Source organism: Hymenobacter busanensis (assembly GCF_008727865.1).
GTDB lineage: Bacteria > Bacteroidota > Bacteroidia > Cytophagales > Hymenobacteraceae > Solirubrum > Solirubrum busanense.
This window is the reverse complement of sequence record NZ_VTWU01000002.1, coordinates 323,858-348,107: the sequence shown is the minus strand read 5'-3', so window position 1 is coordinate 348,107 and position 24,250 is coordinate 323,858. Positions and strand designations below refer to the sequence as shown.

Below are 24,250 nucleotides of genomic sequence, written 5' to 3'. Positions count from 1 at the left end.
AGCCAAGGCCGGTTGCGCGAGTAGATTCAGTTTGATTGGTATTGGGCGTCCTCGCAGCCGCAGTCCTTGCATTCCTGCAGCGTTTGGAAGGGCACGACCCCGCCACAGCCACCCCAGATGAATTCTTTGCAGCGGCCGTCGCCAGTGTCGTAGTAATAGCGCGGCATGTAGGCGTTGCACACGCCTGGGTCGGGCTGCAAGGAGCACTTGGCAGGCCGCATGGGCTCGGCGCAGTCGGTTTTGCAACTCAGCATTGCGCTGGCTGCGAGTAGGAGTAGGGCGTAGACGGGCTGTTTCATATCCGCAGGAGCCCCACTACCGGCCCAAGGTTGCGTTGGCCTGTGCGCGTTGCCAACCTTACCCCGCCCAGGGGCCCTGAACATTTCAGGCGGCCGACGTCGCCAAGGTCGACAAGCGGGCGGCAGCGTATAGAATGCTTCTAAATGCGCCTCTGGCCGGAACCACGGCTTGAGCGGACTATTCCTCCCCGTAAAGCGCCTCCAAAGCCTGCTTCAGTTCCGGGTACTCGAACTGAAAGCCCTGTTGCAGTACCTTCTGAGCACTCACGCGCTGCGAGGCCAGTACAATCTCGCTCATCTCGCCCATTACCAGTTTCAGGCCAAACTCCGGCACTTTGGGCAGCACCAGCGGGCGGTGCAGCACCTCGGCCAGCGTGGTGGTAAATTCCTTGTTGGTGACGGGATTCGGCGTCACGGCGTTGTACGTGCCCTGCCAGTCGGTATCCTCCATCATCTGAATCAGCAGCCGGCACAAATCGTCGATGTGAATCCACGACATGTACTGCTTGCCCGAGCCCAACGCCGCACCGGCCATCAGCTTCACGGGGCGGGCAATCTGGGGGAGGGCGCCGCCGGCATCGCTGAGCACAATACCGATGCGCGTGACAACGGTGCGGATGCCCAACTCCTGCACGTGGTGCGCGGCCTGTTCCCACTGGGTGGCCACGGTGGCCAGGAAATCGTCGGAAGGAGCGGGGGGCGTGGTTTCGTCGAGCAAGCGGCCGTTGGCGTCGCCGTAGATGCCAATGGCCGAGGCCGAGATGAACGCCTTTACGTGGTGGTCCCGTTCGCGCAGCTCGCGGGCCAGCAAGTTGGTGCCACCCACCCGGCTGTCCAGGATTTCGCGCTTCCGTTCCTCGCTCCACTTCTCGTCCGAGACGCTGGCGCCGGCCAAGTTCACCACGTAATCGGCGTACCGGAGCGCGCCCTCGTCGATCTGGCCAGTGGCGGGGTCCCAGCGAAACGAGCAATAATGCCCGTGCGAGGTCTGCCGGCTGAGGTGCGCCACTTCGTACCCCGCATCAATCAGCATTTCGGAAAGGCGCATGCCAATGAGGCCGCGTCCCCCCGAAATCAACACTTTACGCAACGACTGTTTCATAAGAATGGCCGCGCCGCGCAGTAGCGCCGGCGTCAAAGGGCCGCAAAGCTAGTCGGTGTTTCTGAAAAACGTACGAGCCGGCCCAAACACCGTGCTGGACCGTTACAGACTAAACAACTTCGGGCCGTGGTTGGTGCTACCACGGCCCGGCAAAGGTCCAACAAAGGCGGGCTATGCCGCTGAATTACTTGCCAATCAGCCGCAGAAACTCGCTGCGCAGCTTTTCGTCGTGGCCGAATGCTCCGCTGTACTCGGCAGTGATGGTCGAACTGCTCGTGTCGTTCACGCCGCGGCTCATCACGCAAAGGTGGTCGGCTTCGATGAGCACGGCCACGTCGTCGGTGTGCAGGGCTTGTTTCAACTCCTCGGCAATCTGGCGGGTGAGGCGCTCCTGCACCTGCGGGCGACGGGCGTAGTACTGCACCACCCGGTTCAGCTTGGAAAGGCCCACCACATTGCCGGCCGGCAGGTAAGCCACGTGCGCTTTGCCGATGATGGGCACGAAATGATGCTCGCAGCAGGAAAACAGCGTAATGTCGCGCTCCACCAGCATCTGGTGGTAGTCGTAGCGGTTGTCGAAGAGGCGTACTTCGGGGCGGTGCTCGGGGTTGAGGCCGCGGAACCACTCGTGCACAAACATTTTGGCCACGCGGCGCGGCGTGCCGCGCAGGCTGTCGTCGTTCAGGTCGAGGCCCAGCAAATCCATGATGTGGCGGAAGTGCTCGGCAATGCCTTCGATTTTTTCGTCGTCACTCAGGGCAAAGGCGTCGGCGCGCAGGGGCGTGTGCAGGGCCGGAGTCAGGTGGGCATCGGTAGCGTGGGGCGCCGCCGTCGGATCGGGCTGATCAGCCATGGTATTCTACAACGTTGCGGTCCGTCTCGAAAAGCGTGACCGATAAAGCCAACTCGGGGGCCAGGTGCGGCCGCAGCCGGTTCCAGCACGCCACGGCAATATGCTCGGCCGTGGGGTTGAGGTGGCGAAAATCCTCGGTGTCGAGGTTGAGGTTTCGGTGGTCAAAGGTATCCAGAATCTCGCGCTTGATAAGGCGCCCCAGTTCCTTCAGGTCGTACACGTAGCCGGTTTCGGGATTGGGCACCCCGGTCAGGCGCACCGTCAGCACATAGTTGTGGCCGTGAAAGTTGGGATTGTTGCACAGGCCAAAAACGGCATCGTTCTGTTCATCAGACCAATCCGGCCGGTACAGGCGGTGGGCTGCATTGAAGTGCTCGGTTCGCCCGATGGTTACTTTCATACGCGCCCTAACTTACGATATAGGCGTTTTGTTTTAAAAACCCAGCAATTGGGCAATTACAAGAAAGGGTTAGCCTCAAAAAGTGCAATTATTTGCACGTATTCAATAAATGATAGGTATTTGCTAATAAAAGCGCAATCGTCTTAAAAAAATCAAGGCCAACAACTGGTGCATTGCGTCAGGGTGGTTAAATTTGATGAAACACAAAGCCTCGAGCTGGAAAGGTTTTCACTTTCACACACTTACTTACACACCTCATTTTGCATCGTATGAAATCAGGCGTACTCCTTTCGCTTCTCCTGTTCGTCCTGACGACTGCCGGCTTTGCCCAACGTTCGCCGGTCGACGAAACCGACATGGCCATCAAGGGTATTCCCCGCAAAGGCCAGCGTGTCACCATCCAGCTTGACAGCAAGCGCGTTGAAGATTCGTGGGTGAAACTCATCAACGAAAAAATCGGCAAAGTGAAAGTTGATAAAGGCGTGTACAGCATGGACGGCGTACTGGTGGAGTCGATTTCCAAGACTCCCATTCGCATCATCAGCAAAGTAGATGCCGTGCCGACGGGCACCACGGTGTGGTGGTCGATTGACTTGGGCAACGCTTACTTGAGCAAAGACGCCACGCCTGCGCAGTGGAAATCGGCGGAGAACTACCTGAAGGACTTTGCCCGCGGCTTGTACCGCGAAGACATTGCCCTGCAGGTACAGGAAGCCGAGCGTGCCTTGGTAAACTCGCAGAACAACCACATGGCGGTTATCGGCAAGCAGGACGCCATCAAGAAGGACATCGAGAAGAACAAGCTGAAGAAAACCGAAATTCAGCAGATGCTGGCCGAAAACGCCGCTGAACTCGTGAAACTGAACAACCTAGTGGACGCCAACCTGAAAGAGCAGGAAGCCGCCCGCGCCGACATTGTGAACATGCGCGTGCAGCTGGAGTCGGTAAAAGACCGTATGAACAAAATTGAGTAGTGCGGCGGCGCTGGTTACCCGCGCCGTTCAGTGCTTGCACAAACACGAAGGCCCCGCCAATCTTGGCGGGGCCTTCGTGTTTGTGGTGGGGGTAGGTAATTAGCTAGCGGCGCTGTATAGTTCGCACGTGCTGAAGCGCGGCGTTTTCATCGCGCCAGCCCACCACGCGCACTTGCCCACGGCCTGCGTGGTTCTGGTACCAAAGGCGCAGAAGCTCGGGCACGGCAGGGTATTGGGCTTTTAGCTCCTGCCATGACGAAACGGGCAAAACTTGCTGACTGGGCCGAGCCGGTACCGTTACCACCACCGATTCCATTTCCCCCGCATTATCGAGCAGGAGCATGGCCACGGGCAATACTTCCAGTACGGTGCCGGGTTCCACGCTTTCGGTCAGTACCAGCGCCGTTTGCGGGGCGGCCGGGCGCTGGCCCGTGGCCGGCATCTGGGTTGAAGGAATGAAACCAACGTTGGTTGGGTAAGGCAGAAACTGCACGACGCGGGCGGTGCCGGCGCGCAGCACCGGGCTGAACTCCCGTGTGCGCAGGGAATAGCGCAACTCGTGGTTGCTGCCGGCGGGCGTTTCTACCACTACCTGCAGCAGGTGCCGGTCGTCGGAAAAGGTGGGCAGGTCTTCGTAATGCGGTTGGCAGGCGGCCACAACGACCGTGGCGCACCCCACAAGTGTGAGATGCGCCACGGCGGAACGGAACAAGCGAAAAGGCATGCGGCTATTGAAAAGCTTGATCGAGCAACCGGAGTGGGTTGAGCTTCTGCAAATCAAATACAAAACGGATGCGGTCGGTGAAATCTTTTCGGCCGTCGGGCAGACCGTTGGCATACTGCGAGCCGGCAATGGGCAGGTAGAGCCGCAACGCACCGTTCAAAGAAGTCAGGGCCAGGCCGGCGTCGTAGAACAGGCGCTGGTTGCGGCCGGGGCTCAAGAGCTGGCGCGAATCGGTGGCCCCGAAGTCAGCAAAGGCGGCAAATGGCGTTTTGGGCACGTCGGCTTCTAGGTTCAGCGCCGTCAGCCACTTGGTGCTGGCCACGGGCAGATACGCCTTGAAAGCCCCGTCCCGGTCGTCGGTTTGGTGGGTCTGCGCCGTCCAGGTATCCGAAATTTGCTGCCGGTCGAGGAAAGACGTCTGGCGGCGATAGTCGGGGCTGCCCGAGAGGCCCATCACGAAGGGCGAAGTAGCGGGGTGCTGCAGGAAGCGGCCGCCGAACAGGCGCACGCGGAAGCTCTTTTTGGCGGTGTAGTATTGCTCGTAGGTAGCGGCGGCGCGCAGCAGCTGAGCAGCTTTCGAGTTGACCCCGATAGAGTCGGCTACCAGCGTGTTGTACTCGATGTCGGCGGTGTAGCGGCGGGCCGCATTGCCGCCGGCCACGGAGTAGCGCACCGTGGGCACGAAATAGTCGTTGCTGCGGCCTTCGAGGCCGTTGCCGGCAATATTGATGCGGGTATAAGCCAGCTGCAACTGCTGTTGCGGCCACGCCAGCGTGGGGCGGCGGAAATCAAGCGTCAGGCTAGGCTCGTACTTGGTGTAGCGTTCGAAGCGGGTGACCAAAAAGCTGGTTTGCACGCGTTGCAGCAGGCGGCCCGAGGCAATGGAGTTCAACGTCAGCTGGCCCACGCCTTTCAGATCGTTGCGGTTGAAGCTGTACATGGGCATTACCACGTAGCTGAGCTTTTTGGGCACGAGGGGGCTGTTGTAGAACGCGGCCCCGAGCATAAACTTGTCGTGGGTGTTGGCACCTATTACCGGCAGCCAGTACACCGACGACCGGTCCCACCGCTCCAGGCTGGCCAGCGGACGAAGCTTAATAGGCTCTACCGTGGGCAGCAGGCCGCTCAAGGCGCGGCGGTTGTCGCGGCGGTTGATTTCCGGCGACACATACAGCGGGTCGATAACCACGGCCGCTACTTCTGGCGTGCGGCGGAAATTGAGCTGCGTTATGTCGGTATCCAGCTCTTCCGAGGCGTTGGTTTCGGCTTCTGGACCACCGAAGACGGGCGTCCAGAGTGTTTCCAATACTTTGCCTTGGGCATCGACGGTGGCAACGGGCACCGCAAACGGCGCGTTGGATTCGTTGCGCACCAATACCTTCACTTGGTCGTTGGTCAGCAGCAGGTCAGCAGCCGTGGCGTTGTAGTGCGTAGTGGTGTTGAGCATGGTCTGGAAAAACCAGTCCAGCTTTTGGCCCGCCGCTTCTTCAAACGCGGCCTGCATATCGGCCGGGGCCGGGTGGCGGAACTTCCACCGGTCGAAGTAGAGGTGCATGCCGGCATCGAACTTCTCCTGGCCCAGGTAGCCCGCAAGGTAGCGCAGCAAGCCGGCCGTTTTCTGGTACACAATGGCGCCGTAGTTGTAACTCGGGTACTGCGTCGAAGCCGTGTTGCCGGCCGGTTGGTCGAGGCCGCGGCTGGCGGCTACCTGCCACGCGGCGTTTTCCAGCGCGTCGGGCGGCAGGCCATCGAGGCCTAGTTTCTTGGCCGGAAAGTTCTGCAACGAGCCCAGAAAGGTTTTGCTCGGGTCGTCCTGACGCTGTACCCGGGATTCGAGGTAGCTGTTCACGCCTTCGTCCTGCCACGGCTGCTCCCGCTCGTTGGAGGCCAGTATGCCGTAGAACCAGTTGTGGCCAACTTCGTGTACCACCGCGCTGGGCTCGGTCACCGTCACCATCGGGTATTCCATGCCCGAGCCGGCACTCAGGGCCCCATCCACCGCCGTGGCGGCTGAATAGGGGTAGGGGCCCACCCACTGCGAATAACCCAGCAGGGCTTTCTTGATGTCGTCGCGGTGGGCCAGCCAGTCGCCGGCGTTGCGGTTCGTAAACAGCAGCCACGTCGTCACCGGTTGGGCGCCGCCGGGAATGGCCACCGTGTCTTTAAGCACGTTGAAACGCTTGTCGGCAAACCACGCGAAATCGTGTACCTGGTTTTGGGTGTAGCGCAGCGTCTTGGTGGTCGAAGCCGAAGCCGGGAAGCTCACATCGGAGCCAAAATCGTCTTTGGCTTTCTTGGCCGCCGCCAGCGCCAACTGATCCATGCGCTGCTTTTCGTCGGGGTTCTGCAGCTCGCCGGTCGCGCCCACCACGTAGTTGTCGGGCAGGGTAATGCGCACGTCAAACGAGCCGAACTCGGAGTAGAACTCGCCTTGGTCGAGGTAGGGCATGGGGTGCCAGCCCGTGCGGTCGTACACGGCCGGTTTGGGGTACCACTGCGAAATCTGGTAGCTCTGGCCCACGTGGCCCATCCGCGAAAACGAATCGGGCAGCTTCACCCGAAACGGGGTGCTGATGGTGGCGCGCTGGCCCGGCGCCAAGGGCTGCGGCAGCAAGAGCTTGGCCATGTCGGGGCTGGTCGCGTCGTACTGCAGCTGCGCCGGCTGGCCGTTTACTTTGAAATCGAGCTGGTCGATGTAGCCGCGCTCCTGGGCCGACGCAAACTCAAACTTGCGTTTGCCCAGCTGACGTTGCTGGCGGGCAAAAGCCGTGTTGTTGTCGCGGTAGGCATTCGGCCACAAATGCACCCAAATAAAGGGCAGCGCATCCGGCGAGTTGTTGACGTACTGCATTTCCTCGCGGCCCGTGAGAACGTGCTGCTGGTCGTCGAGGGCCACGTCGATGGAATAGTTGACTTCCTGCTGAAAATAGGGCCGGTTGGACGACGGCGCAGGCGTTTGGGCCAGGGAGGCCAGGGGCAGGGCGGCTAGGGTTAGGCCGACCAGAAACTTAGGCATAGCACGGAGTTAAGGAAAGAGCGTGGCGAAAGTACGTGTTCGGGCCGGATGCTGTTGGGAGCGGCAACAACCCGCGCCGCTGGCAGCCGTTAGCCAAGGTGCCGCTCCGGCGTATGGCCCGCGGCATTTCTTCATCACCAACCCCTACCGCCTCATGGAAAAGAAAGAAGTACAGCACCAAGTGCACCTCGATGCAGCAACCAAACTGCTGGGAGGCGACTTGCTGGAAGAGGCAACCCGCGCCGGGCTCGACAACAACTTGCAGCGTTGGATTGAAGACCTGAAAGACGCCAACAACCCGCAACTGCACCCGATCATAGTAGACATGCAGGCCCTCAAAGCGCACTTTGGCGGCGGCACCATCGACCATATCGTGGTAAGCGACTTGTTGCACCGCCTGGGCGAAAACACGGGCAAAGCGGCCGAATTTGCCGACGGCAACACCCGCCCCCGCGTCGAGAACCTGGGCCAAGCGCTGTTGCAAGCTGCCAAACAGATACAGCGCAACCAAACCTCTGCCGAAGATGACCTGCAAGGCGACGCGGCTAACCATGCCTAGCAATAAAAAAAGCCGGGCTTTCCATGTGGAAAGCCCGGCTTTTTGCTGTGGTCAGCGAAAGAACTACGCCTTGGCGGCTACGTTCACGCGCTTTTCTTTGATGCGGGACGCTTTGCCCGACAGGCCGCGCAGGTAGAACAAGCGGGCACGACGTACTTTACCGCGGCGCACTACCTCGATCTTGTCGATGTTGGGCGAGATGATCGGGAAAATACGCTCGGTGCCAATCTGGTTCGACACTTTCCGTACGGTGAAGGTCTCGCCGTTGGTGTTGGCGTTGCGACGCTGAATAACAACACCCTGGAACTGCTGAATGCGCTCCTTGTTGCCTTCGCGGATTTTCACGTGTACGTTAACGGTGTCGCCAGCGGCGAATTCAGGAAAACTAGCGCGGCGCTCTTTGGATTCCTGGTTGATGAGGTCGATTAGTTGGCTCATGACGGCAAAAAGTACGAAAGGGACGGCGCCGCCGCCCACATGGGTTCGGTAAGGAGGCGCAAATATACGGGTTTTGGGCAGAGCTACAACACTAGCCCTTAGAGTTTTTTGTAAGGCTTGCGGCGGGTCCCTCGAGGTTTGGGCGCCTCAAAGGCCTCAGCGGGCAAATCGGCCAGCAAATCGGGCCGGCGCTGGCGGGTGCGCTCCAGGGCTTGCTCGTGCCGCCATTCTTCTACTTTGGGCGTATCGCCCGAAAGTAGAATTGCCGGCACTTCCTGGCCGCGCCACTCCGCCGGACGGGTATATACCGGTGGGGAAAGCAGATTGTCCTGAAACGAGTCGCTCAGGGCCGATTCTTCGTTACCGAGCACTCCCGGCAGCAGCCGCACCACGGCATCGACTACCACGGCCGCGCCCAGCTCGCCGCCGCTCAGCACAAAGTCGCCGATGCTGATTTCGTCGGTGATGTAGGTTGTGCGAATGCGCTCATCCACGCCTTTGTAGTGGCCGCAGAGCAGAATGATGTTCTGCAGCAGCGACAACCGATTGGCCGTGCCTTGCCGGAAGGTTGGGCCATCGGGCGTCAGGTAGATGACGGCATCGTAGCGGCGCTCGGCGAGCAGGCCGTCGAGACAGGCGGCAATGGGCTCGGGGCGCAGCACCATGCCGGCACCGCCACCAAACACGTAATCATCGATCTGGCCGTGTTTATTGATGGCAAACTGGCGCAGGTCGTGCAGGTGAATTTCGGCTAAGCCTTTGTCCTGGGCCCGTTGCACAATGGAATGGCCGAGCGGGCTGCGCAGTAACTCAGGCTGGCACGTAACGATGTCGAAGCGCATAGGTAGGGAACTGTTGGCTATTTCAGAAGTCAGCTAATGGCCAACAGCCACTGGCTAACCGCTTGCTTAGGCTTCGTCAAATTCGTCGGGCTCGTCCCGCTCGCGGGAGGGGGGCGAGAGGTACACTTCCAGCAGGCCTTCGGGCAAGGTCACATACAGCTCTTTCGAGTCTTCGTCGGCGTGTTGCACGAGTTCGTCAACCACTGGAATGAGCACTTCCTGGCCTTGGTAGCGCATAGCCAGCAAATCCTGCTCGGGCAGCTCGTAAAAGGCCTCCACGGTGCCCAGCTTGCCTAGGTTGGCATCGACCACGGTAAAGCCTACCACGTCGTGGAAGTAGAATTGGTCGTCTTCCAGTTCGGGCAGCTCGTCAAGCGGGCGGAACAGCTTGAGGCCGCGCAACAGCTCGGCATCCTCGATGCGGTCGACGCCCTTGAGCTTGAGCAGCACGCGGGTGCCGGCCTGCTGGCTGAGGCGCTCCACCGCAAAGCGGTACAGCTTGCCCGAACCGACGGGCCGTTCCACAAACACCTCTTCCACGTCGAGGTATTCCTCCACGTCGTCCACGTCGAATTCGGCCACTACCTGGCCTTTCAGGCCGTGGGTTTTCACCACGTAGCCCAGTTCATAGCTTTCGTCGAGCGTCATAGCAGTCGGTTGAAAGAGGAGGGGGTAAAAAAGTTGGGAGTTTAAGAGCCGGCGCGGGGCCACTCCTAAACTCCCAAACAGGTTACTTCGCTACCGAAGCAGGTGCCTTACGCGTTTTCTTCGGCGGTTTCGGCCGGAGCTTCTTCGGTGCCTTCAGCAGCTTCCTCGGCGGCCGGAGCCGGGTTCAGGGCAGCTTGCGCAGCGGCTTGCTTCTGGCGCAGGGCCTCGGCGCGGGCTTCGCGCACCTTGGTTTCGGCGGCCAGCTGCTGCTTGCGAGCATCGTCTTTGGCAGCGCCTACGTTGGTACGCTTGTTTTCAATCTTGGCGTTCTTCTCGTCGATCCACTGCTGGTAGCGCTGGTCGGCGGCGTCCTGCGTGATGGCGCCTTTGATAACACCGAGTTGCAGGTGCTTACGGATCAGCACGCCGCGGTACGACAACATAGCGCGAACGGTATCGGTCGGCTGGGCACCCTTCATGATCCAATCGAACGCCTTGTCAGCGTCGAAGTTGATGCTGGCGGGGTTGGTGAGGGGGTTGTACGTGCCGATTTTCTCGATGAAGCGGCCGTCACGCGGAGCGCGCGAGTCAGCAACAACGATGTCGTACATAGCGGCCTTTTTGCGGCCGCGGCGGGCGAGGCGGATTTTAACTGCCATAAACCGTAGTGGTTAGGTGACGCAACCCGTGCGTCGGGTGAAAAAAGATTTGGGACGGCAAAGGTAGGCAAAAGCCCCGGTTTTCGGAAGGCTGCCCATAGATAGAAAAGCAAAACGGCGTTTGGATAGCCCAAACGCCGTTTTCTGTGGTTTTAGCTGGTAAACCTAAGCGGCCATGCGCTCGGGCTCCTGCGCCGATTTCTGCTTCTTGAGCTTGATGATGCCCACCTTGTCGAGCGTCCAGATGACGGGGTAGGTGGGGTCCAGTTCCCACCACTTCACGCCGAAGTTGACGCGCATGGGCAACTTGTGGTGGTTGTTCTGAAACAGCTCGCCGCCGGTTAGAAAGTCGAAGAACAGAGAGTTGCGCGACTTGTCGTGGTTGTCGAAGTTCTGGTAGCCGTATTTGTGGCCGCTCCAGTTCACGATGGCACCGTGAATCGGGCCCATCAAAAAGTGAATGGGCAGCAGCAGGTACATCCACCACTGGGTAGCAAAAGCCACATAGAACAGCACGTAGGCCGTGCCCCAAGCTACGCGCGACATCCAATGGTCGCCGATGCGCTCCAGGAAATTCCAGGTGGGGTAGTCGCCCTCGAAGCGCTTGGCCAGGTCGTACTCGTTGTTGAGCACCGAGTTGTAGATGTTTTTCGTCTTCCACATCATCGAAAAGGCATTCGAGGAGTAGTGGGGCGAGTGGGGGTCTTTCTCGGTGTCGGAAAAGGCGTGGTGCATGCGGTGCAGCAGCGCGTAAGCCCGCGGCGAGAGGTACGACGAGCCTTGGGCGGCGTAGGTCAGCCCGAAGAAGAACCGCTCCCAGAACCGGTTCATGGTGTACATCTTGTGCGCGGCGTAGCGGTGCAGGTAAAACGTCTGCACAAACAGCGACAGGTACCAGTGCCCGACGAAAAACAACAGAATCGGCATGGAAAAAGAAGATGGTGTGGAAAAACCTTCGAGGCTACACAACGCGGAAGGAGGCGTTTAGTTCATTGCCGCGGGCAAACCTACCAGCGCTGGCGCGGTCGGCCAATGACTTTCGTCAGGCGCGGCAGGGCACCACAGCCGACGGCGGAAGGAGGCTTACTTCACCAGTTCGGCGTTGCGCACCGGGTCCCACACTTCGGCATCGGGCAGCGGGGCCACAATGTCCATTTCCTGGTGCGTGACGGGGTGCTTGAACTGCAGGCGCCGGGCGTGCAGGGCAATGCTGATGTCGGGCAGCGGGGCCATGGCGCCGTACTTCACGTCGCCGGTGATGGGCGTGCCGAGGCCGGTGGAGAGTTGCACCCGGATCTGGTGCGGGCGGCCGGTAATGGGATTTATTTCGAGCAGGTACCGGTGGCCGAACTGGGCCAGGGTTTTGTAATGCAGCTCGGCGCGTTGGCCCTGCACGTGTTTCTGGGCGTAGGCCTTGGTCACGTTGCGCATCGGGTCTTTCAGCAGCCAGTGCACCAGTGTGCCTTCTTCGGGCGCGGGCGCTTTGCCCACCAGCGCCCAATAGGTTTTGTGCATCTGGTTGTCGCGGAACATCTCGTTCAGCCGGCTCAGGGCCTTGCTGGTTTTGGCCAGCACCACAATGCCCGTCACGGGGCGGTCGATGCGGTGGCACACGCCGACGAAGGCGTTGCCGGGCTTCTTGTACTTCAGGCGCAGGTATTCGGCGGCTTTAGAGGAAAGCGGCTCGTCCCCGGTCTCGTCGGCCTGCACGAGGGTGCCGGCGGTTTTGTTGACGATGAGCAGGTGGTTGTCCTCGAACAGAATTTCTTTCTGCTCCGACCAGATGGCAGGTCTATTCACTAGTAAACTTCGGAAAGGGTATTCGTAGGCGGGGCTCGGCCTGCTGGGAGGTCCGAAAGGCAAACATCACGTGCTCAATAGCAAGGCTACACGCCGCGCCCCTTGGCGGCTGCTACAAAGTAACGACAGAGTTTGCAAAAAGGACACGCGGGCCCTCGTGAAATCGGCGCCATGCACGGCCGAAAAGCCGCGCGTGCTGGCAGAAGTATAAAAAGAAGCCACGGCGCGGGCCGTGGCGGGTACTGTATACTTATGGAAGCCCGGGCTTAGTACGCCTCGTCGGCCGTGGGGAAGTCGCGGCTCTTTACGTCGCTGATGTAGCGGGCCACGGCGTCGTGCATCAGGTCGCCCAGCTCGGCGTAGCGGCGCAGAAAGCGCGGCTTGAATTCCTTGGTAATGCCCAGCATGTCGTGCACCACCAGCACCTGCCCGTCCACGTCGGGGCCGGCGCCGATGCCGATAACCGGGATAGTGAGCTGCTCGGCCACCTGCTTGGCCAGGGCCGAGGGAATTTTTTCCAGCACCAAGGCAAAGCAGCCCAGCTCTTCCAGCAGCTTGGCGTCTTCGATGAGCTTCTGGGCCTCGGTTTCTTCCTTGGCCCGCACGGTGTAGGTACCGAACTTGTAGATGCTCTGGGGCGTGAGGCCGAGGTGGCCCATCACCGGAATACCGGCCGTGAGGATGCGAATGATGCTTTCCTTGACCTCGGCGCCGCCTTCCAGCTTCACGCCGTGCCCGCCCGACTCCTTCATGATGCGAATGGCCGAACGCAAGGCCTCCGACGAATTGCCCTGGTAGGAGCCAAACGGCATATCGACCACCACGAAGGCCCGGCCCACGGCGCGTACCACGGAGGCTGCGTGGTAAATCATCTGGTCGAGTGTGATGGGCAGCGTGGTTTCGTGACCGGCCATGACGTTGGAAGCCGAGTCGCCGACAAGCAGCACATCGATGCCGGCGCCGTCCAGAATCTGGGCCATCGAATAATCGTAGGCCGTGAGCATGGAGATTTTCTCGCCGCGCTGCTTCATGGCCAGCAATTGATGCGTGGTCACGCGCTTGATTTCCTTGTGCTGGGACACTGTCTTGGGATTGGGTGATGAAGGAATGGGTGATTAGGTTTCTGCGGATGAGAAACAGGAAGCGCCTCAAATCACCTGGCGGGCTGGGCAAAAGTAGCGGGTCCCGCTTAACCTAAGGCCCCAGCCGCTAGTACGGCCTCATTCCCTCGTTACCGGTTCAGGAAGGTGCGGTTGCGGTTCAGCTTCAAATCCTGCAGCAAAGCCGACTTGGCCCCAATGGTCACGTTGAAGCCCTGGCGCTGGCCGAAAGGCCACCACTGCCCCGAAATCTGCCAGCAGTGCAGGTCGCGGAAGAAATCGAGGGAGGTGAACGAGACCTGCTTGCTGATGAAGTCGTAGCCGGTGCTGTAGCCGATGCGCATTTTGTCGGTGAGCTTGAGCTGGCCGCTGAGGTTGAGCGACACGGCCGACCACGCCCGGGGCAGCGGTTGCCCACGCGGGACCGGCGCCGGGTTTTGGTAGAAGGCGTTGGCCGAGGCGTTCAGCGTCCAGGGAATGTCAAAATCGACGTAGTCGGCGTAGGGGTCAATCTGGTTCGGGTCGCCCAGCTGCGGATTGTTGTTGGGCGCCAGGCGGGGCTGGTTGGGCGGCGTCTGGCCCGGCCGGTTGGGGCGCTGGTTGCTGTCGAACTGGTAGGTGAGGCCCACGGTAGCGTTGTTCAGGCGGGCCAGGCGCGGGCTGGCTTGGTCGAAGAGGTAGCGGTTGATGTCGCGACCCAGCGTGTCGCGCTGGTAGAAGCCGAAAGTAGACGTTACAATCAGGTTCAGCTTTTGCGACACCTGGGTGCGCATTTGGGCCTGGAGCGGCTGCAGCTTCAGGCTGTCGAGGGCGAAGTTGTAGCCAGTGGAAAAGTCCAGACCATCAAGCAGGCTCACTTTCTTGAAAGGTTCGTTGCCGGTCGTGTCTTTGGCGTTGCGCACCTTCATTTCCACCTGGTTCTGCAGCGCAAAGCTGATTTGGCTCACCTGCGTGCCCGAGGGTACGTTGCCGCCAAAACCCTGAAAGCGCGAGAAGGAGCGCGTGAGGTACGGCCGGCCGGTGCTGGGGTCCACCAGGGTTTCGGGCAGCACGTTCAGGTCGTAGAGGTTGGTGTTGCGGGAAAAATCGGGGGCGTAGGTGTAGGTGGCGCTGGGCGAGAGGCGGTGGCGGATAGCCTGGATTTTGCGCGTGCCTTTGCGCACCACCGTGCCGTAGAGGTTGGTTTGCATCGACACGCTGCCCGAGGTAGTATACACCCGGTTGAAACCCCGCAAGGTATCGATGCGAATGGCGCGGGCCGCCTCAACGTACTTGTAGTCGAGCTTTTTGAAGTACCACGATTCGCCGTAGTTGATGGAGGGCGAAAAGGTGAAATGCCGGAACAGCGGATAGCTGCCTAGCGCCACATCGAAGCGGTGCTCCAGGCTGAGTTGGTTGTTGCGCAGCAGCGCCCTAATGTTTTCGGCTTTGATGGGAATAACCCGCGTGGCATTGGTGCCGCCAATGAGCGGCAGGCCGCCGGAAATAGTGCGGCTGGGCTCGGTGTTCGAAACCTGGTTGAGGCCCGTGAAAGTGTAGGCCACGGCAAACTGCTCGTACCAGCGGCCCTGCGACGTGAGGCCCAGCAGGTCGTAGAAGTACTGACGCGCCACGCCCACGGTGGCCGAGGGCAGCGTCGCCGAGATGGTGCCGGTTTGGGTGTTCAGCGTTTGGTTGGCGGCCAAGCTGTAGTTGACGGGCAGGTTGCGCAGCTGCTTGGAGTAGCTGATGGTGGAGTTGAACGAGGGCGTGAGGTAGTTGCGCACGTCCAACGAGTTCTGCTTGTTGTACACGTCGGAGCCCGTTTGCACGCTGGCCGAGAAGCGTCCGCCGCCGGGCCGCGACACCGGCGTGTGGCTCCAGTTCAGCCAAATGGATTTCGGCTTGAAGGTGCGCAGCGTGTTGGGGTCAGTGTCGACGGAGGTGCTGGGCTGCAGGGGCTGGGCCGGGCGCTGGGCGTAGCTGAAGCTGAAGCGGCCGTCGAAGCGGTAGCGCTTGCGGTAGGTCATTTCGGCAGTGGCGTTGTAGCCGCCGAAAGCATTGCCGGCCCCGGAGTAAATGTCGCCCGTCAGGCGCACGCCGATGTACTCGTTGGTGGCCCAGTAGAAGCCCCCGTTGCGCAGGAAGAAGCCGCGGTCGGCGGCCTGCCCGAAGGTGGGAATGATGATGCCCGAGGCCCGGCTCTTGCCGGGGGTTGGGAAATAGCCGAACAGAAAGCCCAGCGGCGTGGGAATGTCGCCGATGACCATGTTGAACGGGCCCGAAATGACTTTCTGGCCCGGTATCACCTTCATCTTGCTGGCGTTGATGTAGAAGTGCGGGTGCTCGAGGTTGCAGGTGGTGTACTGCCCGTTGCGGCCGTATATCTCGTTGAACTCGTTTTTCTTAACCACTTGGGCGTGCACGTAGCCTTCGCCCTGCTGCGTTACGGCGTCGGTAATGCGGCCGCGCTTGGTTTTGATGTTGTACACGATGCGCCCGGCTTGGTAGGTTTCGGCCCCGTTCTTAAACAGCGGCCGGCCTCGCACTTTGCCCGTGGTATCGACCTTGCCTTCGGCCGTTATCAGGTTCTGGCTGTAGTCGACGGTGATGCGGGCCGCATCGAGGTTCATGTCGCCGTAGTTGATGGTGGCGTCGTTGTAGAGGTCGGCCACGCGCTTCTGCACCTCAAACCGAATGGAGTCCTTGGCTCGGTACTTGACGGTTGTTTCGATGTCGCCTTTGGCGCCGCCCACGCCCACTCGCAGCGAGTCCGGCGTACCCGAAACGGCCACGCTGGTATCGGGTCGGGAGGCAGCGGCGGGGCGGGGAGCGGCTGCGGGCTTGGTTTGGCCCGGACGCAGCGGGGCAGCAGGTTGCTGCGCGGCGGCGGGCACGGCGGCCAGCAGGCACAAGCCCAGCCAACTCCACAGCAGCGCCCTGCGTAAGCCCGGCCACTGGCTTCGTCCTCGGCTGTCAACGAAGGCGGTAAAAGAACTCACGCAGATTTATTCGCTTATTTTGTGGCTAAGTGTGCAAAAGTAGCGGGTAGACGCCCCATCTAACGAACTCCGTGCGGAATATTGTCCTCCTTGGCGCTGCCGTTTTGGCGCTGCTTGTCGGGCCGGCGGCCAGCGTGGCGCAAGAGCCCGCGGCGGCTCCCGATTCGTTGCGGCCGGCTGCTCCCAAAGGCTACCGGCTGCGTACCGTGGTGCTCGATGCCGGCCACGGCGGCAAAGACCGTGGGTGCGCCGGCCAGTCGGCCCGCGAGGCCGACGTGTCTCTGAAAATTATTCTGGAGCTGGGGCATCTCATCGAAGAGAACATGCCGGGCGTGAAGGTGGTGTACACCCGCAAAACCGACGTGTTTGTGGAGCTGGCCGACCGCGCCGGCATTGCCAACCGCGCCAATGCCGACCTCTTCATTTCCGTGCACTGCAACGCCGGCCCCTCGGGCGCCCGCGGCACCGAGGTGTGGACGATGGGCCCGCACAAGACCGAGGCCAACCTGGCCGTGGCCAAGCGCGAAAACGCCGTAATTCTGCAGGAAGACAACTACCAGGCCCGCTACAACGGCTTCGACCCCCGCTCGCCCCAGTCGCACATCCTGTTTTCGCTCTATCAAAGCGCCTACATCGACAATTCCCTGCGCCTGGCCCAAAACGTGGACCACGAGTTCCGCACCACCGTGGGGCGGGCGTCGCGCGGGGTAAAGCAGGCGGGCTTCTTGGTGCTCTGGAAATCGACCATGCCGTCGGTGCTCATCGAGGCCGGGTTTCTCACCAATCCCGGCGAAGAGCGGTACCTGAACGATAAGTCGGGGCAATCGTATATGGCTTCGGGTATCTACCGGGCTTTTCGCAAATACAAGCAGGAACTCGAGGCGATGAACGCCGCCAACTAATTGCGGTTCCCGACTCGTTGCCATCTTTGGTGCGCCGCTTGGTGCCCGCCATATCCCTTCCACACCCTTGCTCCCGCGCCCCCGTGTCCGTGTCAAAAGAAGCTAAAGTTGCCCTGCTAGCCATTGTGGCCCTGGCAGCGCTGTTTGTGGGCTTTCGATTCCTGAAAGGCAGCAATGTCTTTTCGTCCGATAAACTCTATTATGCCACCTACGCCAGCGTAGAAGGACTGCCGCTATCGGCGCCCATTCTGCTCAACGGCATTCAAGTAGGGCAGGTGCGCAGCCTCGATCTGCAGCCCGAGAAGGGCAACAGCGTGCGTGCCGGCCTCGAAATCCGGAAAGACGTGACGGTGGGCGACTCTACTGTGGCCAGCCTGAACGGCTCGTTACTGGGCTCCAAAACCATCGTGCTCATTCAAAACGGCCGCAACTCCGTCACCTTCAAAGGCGGCGAGGAGCTGAAGTCGTTTACCGTGGCCAGCATCACCGATGCCTTCCAGGCCAAGGCCATGCCCGTGCTCGGTACCGTCGATTCGACGTTGATGAAGGTGAACAGCTTCCTGAGCAAGGAAGCCAAAATCAGCCTGCAGCAAACCCTGCTCAACGCTCAGGGCTCGACGGAAGCGTTGCGCAACCTGCTCATCATGAACCAGCGCAACATCAACCAGATTACCACCAACATGGCCCAGCTGACCAAGTCGCTGAACCAAACGGAAAAGAAGTTTGACCGGCTGGCTACCAACCTGTCGCTGATAACCGACACGCTGAAAGCCGCGCCGCTGGCCAAAACCGTGCGCGACCTGAACACCACCGTGGGCGAGGCGCAGGTGGCCATGAAGTCGCTGAACCAGTCGCTCACCAGCACCAAGGGCTCCTTGGGCAAGCTCATCAACGACGACTCGCTCTACACCAACCTCAATGCCACGGCCGCCAGCTCCAACGCGCTGCTGGTCGATTTGAAGGCCAATCCCAAGCGCTACGTGCACTTCTCGGTGTTTGGCGGAGGCGGCAAGGAGAAGAAAAAGACCGAAACCGAAACCAAGCCCAACGGCAAAACCGAGCGCGAAACCAAAACCGTCTCGCAGGCCGACTCGGCCGTGAAGCCGTAACCCAACCACCGCTACCCGCCTTAGATTCGGCGGACTGTGTACCTTTGAAATCCGCCCTGCCAGGCGGATTTCTTGCTTTTCCCCTCGCTCCATTTCTCTCCCGTGAACCAGCCTGCTGCCCCCACCCGCGCCGACCTCGAATTCAACAAAAACGAAGACCAGCTCAAGCAGCTCAACTTCCAGCTCCACAAGCGGCTGGAGAAAGTGAAGCTCGGTGGCGGCGAAAAGCGCATTGCCGCCCACAAAGCCAAGGGCAAGCTCACGGCGCGGGAGCGGATTGCCTACCTCATCGACGAAGGGTCCGAAACCGTGGAAATCGGCGCATTTGCCGGCGAAGGCATGTACCAGGACGAAGGCGGCTGCCCCGGCGGCGGCGTAGTGGTGGTTATCGGCCACGTGCAGGGCCGGCAGTGCATCATCGTGGCCAACGACGCCACGGTGAAGGCCGGGGCCTGGTTTCCGATTACGGCCAAGAAAAACCTGCGCGCCCAGGAAATCAGCATCGAAAACAAGCTGCCGATTATCTACCTGGTCGACTCGGCCGGCGTGTATTTGCCGATGCAGGACGAAATCTTCCCTGACAAGGAGCACTTCGGCCGCATCTTCCGCAACAACGCGGTGATGAGCAGCATGGGCATCGTGCAGCTGGCTGCCATTATGGGCCCGTGCGTGGCCGGCGGGGCGTACCTGCCCATCATGTCCGACGAGGCCATGATTGTCGACGGTACCGGCTCGGTGTTTCTGGCCGGCTCGTACCTGGTGAAGTCGGCCATCGGCGAATCCATCGACAACGAGACGCTGGGCGGGGCTACCACGCACTCCGAAATTTCGGGCGTGACGGACTACAAGTTCCAGACCGACGAGGAGTGCCTCGACCACATCCGCAACATCTTCGACAAGATGGGCGCCAACCCCACGGCTGGCTTCTCGCGCAAAGCCCCGCAGGCCCCGGCCCACGACGAGAAGGAAATCTACGGCCTGCTGCCTTCGGACCGCGTGAAGCCCTACGACATGATGGATATTATCCTCCGCCTGGTCGATAACTCCGAGTTCGAGCCCTACAAGGACCTCTACGGCCAGACGCTCATCTGCGGCCTGGCGCGCATCGACGGCTGGGCCGTGGGCATTGTGGCCAACCAGCGCAAAATCGTGAAGAGCAAGAAGGGCGCCATGCAAATGGGCGGCGTTATTTACTCCGACTCGGCCGACAAGGCGGCGCGCTTCATCATGAACTGCAACCAGAAGAAGATTCCGCTGGTGTTTCTGCACGACGTATCCGGCTTCATGGTCGGCTCGCAGTCGGAGCACGGCGGCATCATCAAGGACGGGGCGAAAATGGTCAATGCCATGTCGAACTCCGTGGTGCCGAAGTTCTCGGTTATCATCGGCAACTCGTACGGGGCCGGCAACTACGCCATGTGCGGCAAAGCATACGATCCGCGCCTGATCGTGGCCTGGCCTACGGCCCAGCTGGCGGTGATGAGCGGGGCCGCCGCGGCCAATACGCTGCTGCAGATTCAGGTAGCCGCCGCCGAGGGCAAGGGCGAAAAGCTCACCGAGGAGGCCAAAAAGGAAATGTTCGACAAGATCAAGGCCCGCTACGACGAGCAGCTCTCGCCCTACTATGCCGCCGCCCGCCTCTGGGTCGATGCCGTGATTGACCCGCTGGAAACCCGACGTGTCATTTCACAAGGCATTGAAATGGCCAACCACGCGCCCATTGAAAAGGCGTACAACGTGGGGGTGATTCAGGTATGAGCAAGCTATAAATGATGGAAAAAACTGTTTTTCAAAATAGGGTGTTTTATTGGTTTTTGGTAATAGGATTATCCGCTGGCGGATTATTGTCTATCTACGCGTTGCTAAATGGCTTTAATGTGCTTGGCATAATCCGATTACTTTGGATGGCTGTATTGCTATTCTTAGTTGTTGCCAAGCATAAAAATCCCTTGGTAAATCTGAAGTGGTGGGTAATCATTACACTTGTAGCAGGCCCTGCATTAAGTATATGCGGCCGATTTTTGAACGAGGTGCTGGACAGTTTTAAGCTTTTTAGTTGGGAGTTTTATTTGTATAGGTTGTTACTAATCATTGTCGGGCTCATCATACTTAATTACATCCGTCAAACTGTTACAGTCAAGCGGGTTGAGGTACATTGACCAATGTTAATGAGGTTAGCTCAGCTCACTGCAACCTCATTGCGGTGGGCCGAGCTTATTTCAGAGTGATATACTGCCTTGCAGTCTAATGAAGCTCTGTCTCCTCTTTGGCTGCAACGGTGCGGGTAAAACCACTGCATACGTTTTGCTCGATTGCCGCGAGTTCATCAACGCCGACGAAATAGCACCGGGCCTCTCGCCATTTTCAGCCCGAAACAGTGAGCGTACAGGTGGGGCGGCTGATTCTTAAGTGGCTACAAGAGTTGCTGGTGGCGGTTGAAGGCTCCTTACTGTTATGAGGGTGAGCTTTTTGCTTTATATTAAGCAGGTGTCACTAAGGGCACGGCATCAGGCTGCGCTCTGCAAGACGTCTGCTATGAAAATGTTGGCCCGCATCTATAATCAAGCTCAGGAGCACCTGGTTGAGGTGCAAACCGACGGCGCCGCCAAGGCCGTACAGATTGCACCGAAGCCATCGGGATTCGGCTCGTCGGTAAACGGCGGCGAGTTGCTGTTGCTGGCCCTGGCAACGTGTTTTTGCAACGACCTTTATCGGGAAGCCAGTAAACGGAAGCTGTCCTTGACGAGCGTGGAAGTGGTCGTGAGCGGCGAATTCGGAGCCGAAGGTGAAGCCGGCACAAACTTCACATACCAGACCCGCGTCGTTTCAGATGCTCCCGCCGCGGACATTGAAGACCTTATCCGCTACACCGACCGCGTTGCGGAAGTCCACAATACCCTACGCCGGGGAGCCAGCATCACCCTGCTGCCCTAACGCAACGCCCGCTTGCACGCCTGTCTGCCACGTAAAGGTAACTAGCCCGCAACCCAAGCGGGGGAGTCGCACGGCTGGCTGCACTCCTGCCGCGCCCGTTGCTTTTCGGGTCCGCTATTTCGGGCAGTACCGGTTCGGCAAAAGCACCTGGCCTACGTGGAAACGCGGCCGTTCCCAGCGGCACGTGGCAGGCCAGATTATCTGCATCGAAGGCAGCCAGGCAGTGGAGCGTAGCGCAAGCACCGGCCGAACACAATGGTGAGCCTCTCGTCGGCCACTGTCCTGGGGCTGCGCGGCCGCCATTCGGCGCGGCCGCCAGGCATGTGGGTAGAAGCGCGGGTGAAAGCCGACCCTTCCGCTTACGGTTGGATGCGCAGATGCTCAGCGAAACCGAAAAGCCTTGCAAGCCTTCGCGCTTCCACGAGCCCGGCCGTAAATCAAAGCCGGGCGCGGCGGTGAATTCTGCCGCTCGCATCGGTGTTACCAGGGCCGGAGCCGTATCTTTGACCCTATCCCGAATCCAGAGGCCGCGCCGTACTTGGGCGCGGTATTGCTTTTAGGCATGACCAATAAAGAAATCAAAGCCCTTATTTCGCTGCTCGACGACGCGGAGGTGCGCCCCCACATCGAAGGCCGCATTCAGGAGCTGGGCGAAAGCGTGATACCGTTTCTGGAGGAAGCCTGGGAGGAAACCCTCGATACGGCCCAGCAGCATCGCCTCGAAGACCTGATTCACGACCTGCAGTTTGCGGGCGTGCAGGAGCGGCTGCGGGTGTGGCGCGAGTCGGGTGGCGAAAACCTGCTGGAGGGCATGTGGCTCATCAATTCCTACCAATACCCTGACGCCGACCTGCAGGCCCTGAACCGAGCCGTGGAGCAGCTGCGCTACGAGGCATGGATGCTGCTGCTGCCCCAAATGGGCCCGGTGGATATCGTACGGGCCCTCAATCACGTGCTGTTCAAGGTGCACAAGTTCTCGGCCAACACCCAGAACTTTCACGCCCCGGCCAATTCTATGCTGCACCTGGTGCTGGAAACGCGCCGCGGCAACCCGCTCACGCTGTGCGTGATTTACCTGCTGGTGGCGCAGCGCCTGGGCCTACCGGTTTCGGGGGTGAACCTGCCCAACCTATTCATCCTCACCTTTCGCCCCGAGGATGCCGACGAGGACCCGTTCTACATCAATTGCTACAACCGCGGCCTGATCCTCACCCGCACCGACATCGAGCACTACGTGGCCCAGCTGAACCTGCCGGCCAACGACATTTTCTTCGAGCCCTGCTCCAACCTCGACATCGTGCGGCGCGCCCTGCGCAACCTCGCCGTGAGCTTCGAGAAGATGCAGGAGCCCGAAAAAGCCGCCGAAATAGGCGTGCTGCTAGCTATTCTGACCGACAGCTCCGCCGCCGATTCGGCCAAAGCCGAAGAAACCGAGGACGACGATACGCCGGAAGAGGAATAAGCTGCTGGTAGCTAACAAACAAAAACAGTCATCCGGAGCAACGCGAAGGACCTTCTCTAGCTCGAACGATTTGTTCTGGCGGGAGAAGGTCCTTCGCGTTGTTCCGGATGACGGGATTGTGAACTTACTTCTTGATCAGACAGCCCGAGGCGCGTTTCTCGGTCAGGCCGCCGGCTTGGCCGGCCACCACGGCGTCGAGGGCGGCTTTCAGGTACCGGTCCTTCACGTAGCTTTCCATCTGCGGGTTGTCGTCGATGGCACCGCGGTAGCGCATGGTAAAGCCGTTGCCAGTGGGCTGCAGTACCACCGCTTCCGGCGTTTTGGTTACGCCCAGCAGGGTGGCGGCTTTCAAACCTTCGTCGCTGTACTGGCCCAGGCTGGCGCCGGTGGTTTTTACCTTCACTTTGTCGGCACCGGCTGCTTCGGGGGCCTGTTCCAGGTTGATGGGGGCGTTGACGAATAGAAACTGCACGCCCTGGCCTTCATACTGGCTGGCCAGCGCCAACAGGCGGCTTTCGTAGAGCTTGGAAAACGGGCAGCTGGGGTTGGTAAACACCACCACCACGCCTTTCTTCTCGGCAAACGAGCTGAGGGAAACCGCCGTGTTGTCGGCGCTTTTCAGCGTGAAATCGGACACGGGTCCCGACTGGGCACGGGCCGACGTGACAACCACCGTGGCGGTGATGAGCAGGGCGGCGGCAAGAAGCGAGAGACGACGAAGCGACATGGCAGGGGGAAGGCGAGAGATGGTTAGCGGGCGTGGCACCAAGTCAGCACGCAATCGGAGGTGAGGTGTTCGTACTGAATCTGGTGCTGGCTGTGGGCACCTTCGGTCAGCAAGTGGCCGGTGAAGATGCCGTTTTCCTGGCGGATGTACGGATCGAGCCGGATATGCTCTTTGAATAACAAGCGGCGGCGGGCGTAGAGCTTGTAGAGCGTTTCCTTGGCACTCCAGTTCAGGCTGTATTTCACGTCGTCGTCGCCTGCGTCGGCGCGCTCGGTTTCGGTGAGAAACTTGGGCGCCAGCAGCCGGGCTTTTGGGCGCACTAGTTCAACATCTATGCCAACGCGCCCTTCGGCCGTGAGCAGCGCCGCTACCCACGCGCCGGAGTGCGACAACGACACGCCCAACGCGGGCTGGCTTTCGATGAACGGCTGGTTGGTGGCGGCATCGTTGCGCACCCGGGCACTGGGTGCGCTGGCCGGCAGGTGCGGAAGTAGCGTGTGCACCAAGGCCCGGCCGGCCAGCCATTGGCGCGGCCGCTGCGGGTCGCGCCCGGCGGGCAGCAGGGCGGCGTAGTCGGCCGCCGCGGGTACTTGGGCTAGCAATTCTTCCACCGATTCGGTGAGCTGCCACAGCCCTAGCAGGGTTTGCCCGTCGGCGAAAGTGGAAATGCGGTGTAGCGGCATGGTAGGGGCGCATTGCCCGCGCCCGTTCGTTGAACAGA

General features: G+C 60.3%; 23 protein-coding genes. 7 read left to right on the top strand and 16 right to left on the bottom strand.

Features of this window, described 5'->3' with window-relative positions:
- Positions 1–26 precede the first annotated feature (26 nt).
- The 4 genes from F0P96_RS05935 to F0P96_RS05920 all read right to left on the bottom strand — a co-directional run bounded on the left by F0P96_RS05935 (position 27) and on the right by F0P96_RS05920 (position 2,654).
- Positions 27–299, bottom strand: a complete 273-nt coding sequence (locus F0P96_RS05935) for a BPTI/Kunitz domain-containing protein (RefSeq protein WP_151077898.1) — start codon at positions 297–299, stop codon at positions 27–29.
- Positions 300–477: 178 nt separating this feature from the next.
- Positions 478–1,401, bottom strand: coding sequence for a TIGR01777 family oxidoreductase (locus F0P96_RS05930; RefSeq protein WP_151077897.1), 924 nt, complete (start codon positions 1,399–1,401; stop codon positions 478–480).
- Positions 1,402–1,585: 184 nt separating this feature from the next.
- Positions 1,586–2,254 (bottom strand): GTP cyclohydrolase I FolE, encoded by a 669-nt coding sequence (gene folE / locus F0P96_RS05925; protein ID WP_151077896.1) that lies wholly within the window; start codon positions 2,252–2,254, stop codon positions 1,586–1,588.
- The gene (locus tag F0P96_RS05920) at positions 2,247–2,654 is read right to left on the bottom strand and encodes a 6-pyruvoyl trahydropterin synthase family protein (protein WP_151077895.1); all 408 of its coding nucleotides are present in this window, start codon (positions 2,652–2,654) and stop codon (positions 2,247–2,249) included. Before F0P96_RS05920 ends, folE begins: the two co-directional genes overlap by 8 nt.
- Before the next feature lie 269 nt (positions 2,655–2,923).
- Here F0P96_RS05920 and F0P96_RS05915 point away from each other — a divergent pair, with 269 nt between their 5' ends.
- A complete protein-coding gene (locus tag F0P96_RS05915) occupies positions 2,924–3,628 on the top strand; it encodes a hypothetical protein (RefSeq protein ID WP_151077894.1) in 705 nt (234 codons plus the stop codon).
- A gap of 103 nt (positions 3,629–3,731) precedes the next feature.
- Here F0P96_RS05915 and F0P96_RS05910 read toward each other — a convergent pair whose 3' ends face one another.
- A complete protein-coding gene (locus F0P96_RS05910; protein ID WP_160620411.1) occupies positions 3,732–4,352 on the bottom strand; it encodes an inorganic diphosphatase in 621 nt (206 codons plus the stop codon).
- Between the two features lie 4 nt (positions 4,353–4,356).
- On the bottom strand, positions 4,357–7,368 hold the full coding sequence (locus F0P96_RS05905; protein ID WP_151077892.1) for a M1 family metallopeptidase: 3,012 nt from the start codon (positions 7,366–7,368) through the stop codon (positions 4,357–4,359).
- Between the two features lie 154 nt (positions 7,369–7,522).
- On the opposite strand from F0P96_RS05905, the gene F0P96_RS05900 reads away from it, so the two are divergent.
- Positions 7,523–7,927, top strand: a complete 405-nt coding sequence (locus F0P96_RS05900) for a hypothetical protein (RefSeq protein ID WP_151077891.1) — start codon at positions 7,523–7,525, stop codon at positions 7,925–7,927.
- A gap of 63 nt (positions 7,928–7,990) precedes the next feature.
- Here F0P96_RS05900 and rplS read toward each other — a convergent pair whose 3' ends face one another.
- The 8 genes from rplS to F0P96_RS05860 form a co-directional block, all read right to left on the bottom strand.
- Positions 7,991–8,365 (bottom strand): 50S ribosomal protein L19, encoded by a 375-nt coding sequence (gene rplS / locus F0P96_RS05895; protein ID WP_151077890.1) that lies wholly within the window; start codon positions 8,363–8,365, stop codon positions 7,991–7,993.
- 98 nt (positions 8,366–8,463) lie between these two features.
- The gene (gene trmD, locus F0P96_RS05890; RefSeq protein WP_151077889.1) at positions 8,464–9,207 is read right to left on the bottom strand and encodes a tRNA (guanosine(37)-N1)-methyltransferase TrmD; all 744 of its coding nucleotides are present in this window, start codon (positions 9,205–9,207) and stop codon (positions 8,464–8,466) included.
- Between the two features lie 66 nt (positions 9,208–9,273).
- Positions 9,274–9,855 carry a ribosome maturation factor RimM gene (gene rimM / locus F0P96_RS05885; RefSeq protein WP_151077888.1) on the bottom strand — a complete coding sequence of 194 codons (582 nt, stop codon included), beginning with the start codon at positions 9,853–9,855 and terminating at the stop codon, positions 9,274–9,276.
- 107 nt (positions 9,856–9,962) lie between these two features.
- Positions 9,963–10,514 (bottom strand): 30S ribosomal protein S16, encoded by a 552-nt coding sequence (locus F0P96_RS05880; RefSeq protein WP_151077887.1) that lies wholly within the window; start codon positions 10,512–10,514, stop codon positions 9,963–9,965.
- A gap of 165 nt (positions 10,515–10,679) precedes the next feature.
- Positions 10,680–11,441, bottom strand: coding sequence for an acyl-CoA desaturase (locus F0P96_RS05875; protein ID WP_151077886.1), 762 nt, complete (start codon positions 11,439–11,441; stop codon positions 10,680–10,682).
- A 156-nt stretch (positions 11,442–11,597) separates the two neighbouring features.
- Positions 11,598–12,314 (bottom strand): RluA family pseudouridine synthase, encoded by a 717-nt coding sequence (locus tag F0P96_RS05870; protein ID WP_151077885.1) that lies wholly within the window; start codon positions 12,312–12,314, stop codon positions 11,598–11,600.
- 266 nt (positions 12,315–12,580) lie between these two features.
- Positions 12,581–13,396 (bottom strand): 3-methyl-2-oxobutanoate hydroxymethyltransferase, encoded by an 816-nt coding sequence (panB, locus tag F0P96_RS05865; protein ID WP_151077884.1) that lies wholly within the window; start codon positions 13,394–13,396, stop codon positions 12,581–12,583.
- A gap of 149 nt (positions 13,397–13,545) precedes the next feature.
- Positions 13,546–16,395, bottom strand: coding sequence for a putative LPS assembly protein LptD (locus F0P96_RS05860; protein ID WP_151077883.1), 2,850 nt, complete (start codon positions 16,393–16,395; stop codon positions 13,546–13,548).
- Between the two features lie 104 nt (positions 16,396–16,499).
- Between F0P96_RS05860 and F0P96_RS05855 the strand changes: the two genes are divergently transcribed.
- The 5 genes from F0P96_RS05855 (at position 16,500) to F0P96_RS05835 (ending at position 22,802) form a co-directional block, all read left to right on the top strand.
- Positions 16,500–17,297, top strand: coding sequence for an N-acetylmuramoyl-L-alanine amidase family protein (locus F0P96_RS05855; protein ID WP_420840943.1), 798 nt, complete (start codon positions 16,500–16,502; stop codon positions 17,295–17,297).
- 89 nt (positions 17,298–17,386) lie between these two features.
- A complete protein-coding gene (locus F0P96_RS05850) occupies positions 17,387–18,406 on the top strand; it encodes an MlaD family protein (protein WP_160620412.1) in 1,020 nt (339 codons plus the stop codon).
- 102 nt (positions 18,407–18,508) lie between these two features.
- The gene (locus F0P96_RS05845) at positions 18,509–20,164 is read left to right on the top strand and encodes an acyl-CoA carboxylase subunit beta (RefSeq protein ID WP_151077881.1); all 1,656 of its coding nucleotides are present in this window, start codon (positions 18,509–18,511) and stop codon (positions 20,162–20,164) included.
- A gap of 777 nt (positions 20,165–20,941) precedes the next feature.
- Positions 20,942–21,340, top strand: a complete 399-nt coding sequence (locus F0P96_RS05840; RefSeq protein WP_167291171.1) for an OsmC family protein — start codon at positions 20,942–20,944, stop codon at positions 21,338–21,340.
- A 562-nt stretch (positions 21,341–21,902) separates the two neighbouring features.
- On the top strand, positions 21,903–22,802 hold the full coding sequence (locus F0P96_RS05835; protein ID WP_151077880.1) for a transglutaminase-like domain-containing protein: 900 nt from the start codon (positions 21,903–21,905) through the stop codon (positions 22,800–22,802).
- A 124-nt stretch (positions 22,803–22,926) separates the two neighbouring features.
- On the opposite strand, the gene F0P96_RS05830 is transcribed toward F0P96_RS05835, so the two are convergent.
- Together F0P96_RS05830 and F0P96_RS05825 are read right to left on the bottom strand one after the other, a co-directional pair.
- Positions 22,927–23,529 (bottom strand): redoxin domain-containing protein, encoded by a 603-nt coding sequence (locus F0P96_RS05830; protein WP_151077879.1) that lies wholly within the window; start codon positions 23,527–23,529, stop codon positions 22,927–22,929.
- A 23-nt stretch (positions 23,530–23,552) separates the two neighbouring features.
- Positions 23,553–24,212: a 4'-phosphopantetheinyl transferase family protein gene (locus F0P96_RS05825; RefSeq protein ID WP_151077878.1), complete on the bottom strand. Its 660-nt coding sequence runs from the start codon at positions 24,210–24,212 to the stop codon at positions 23,553–23,555.
- Positions 24,213–24,250: the final 38 nt, after the last annotated feature.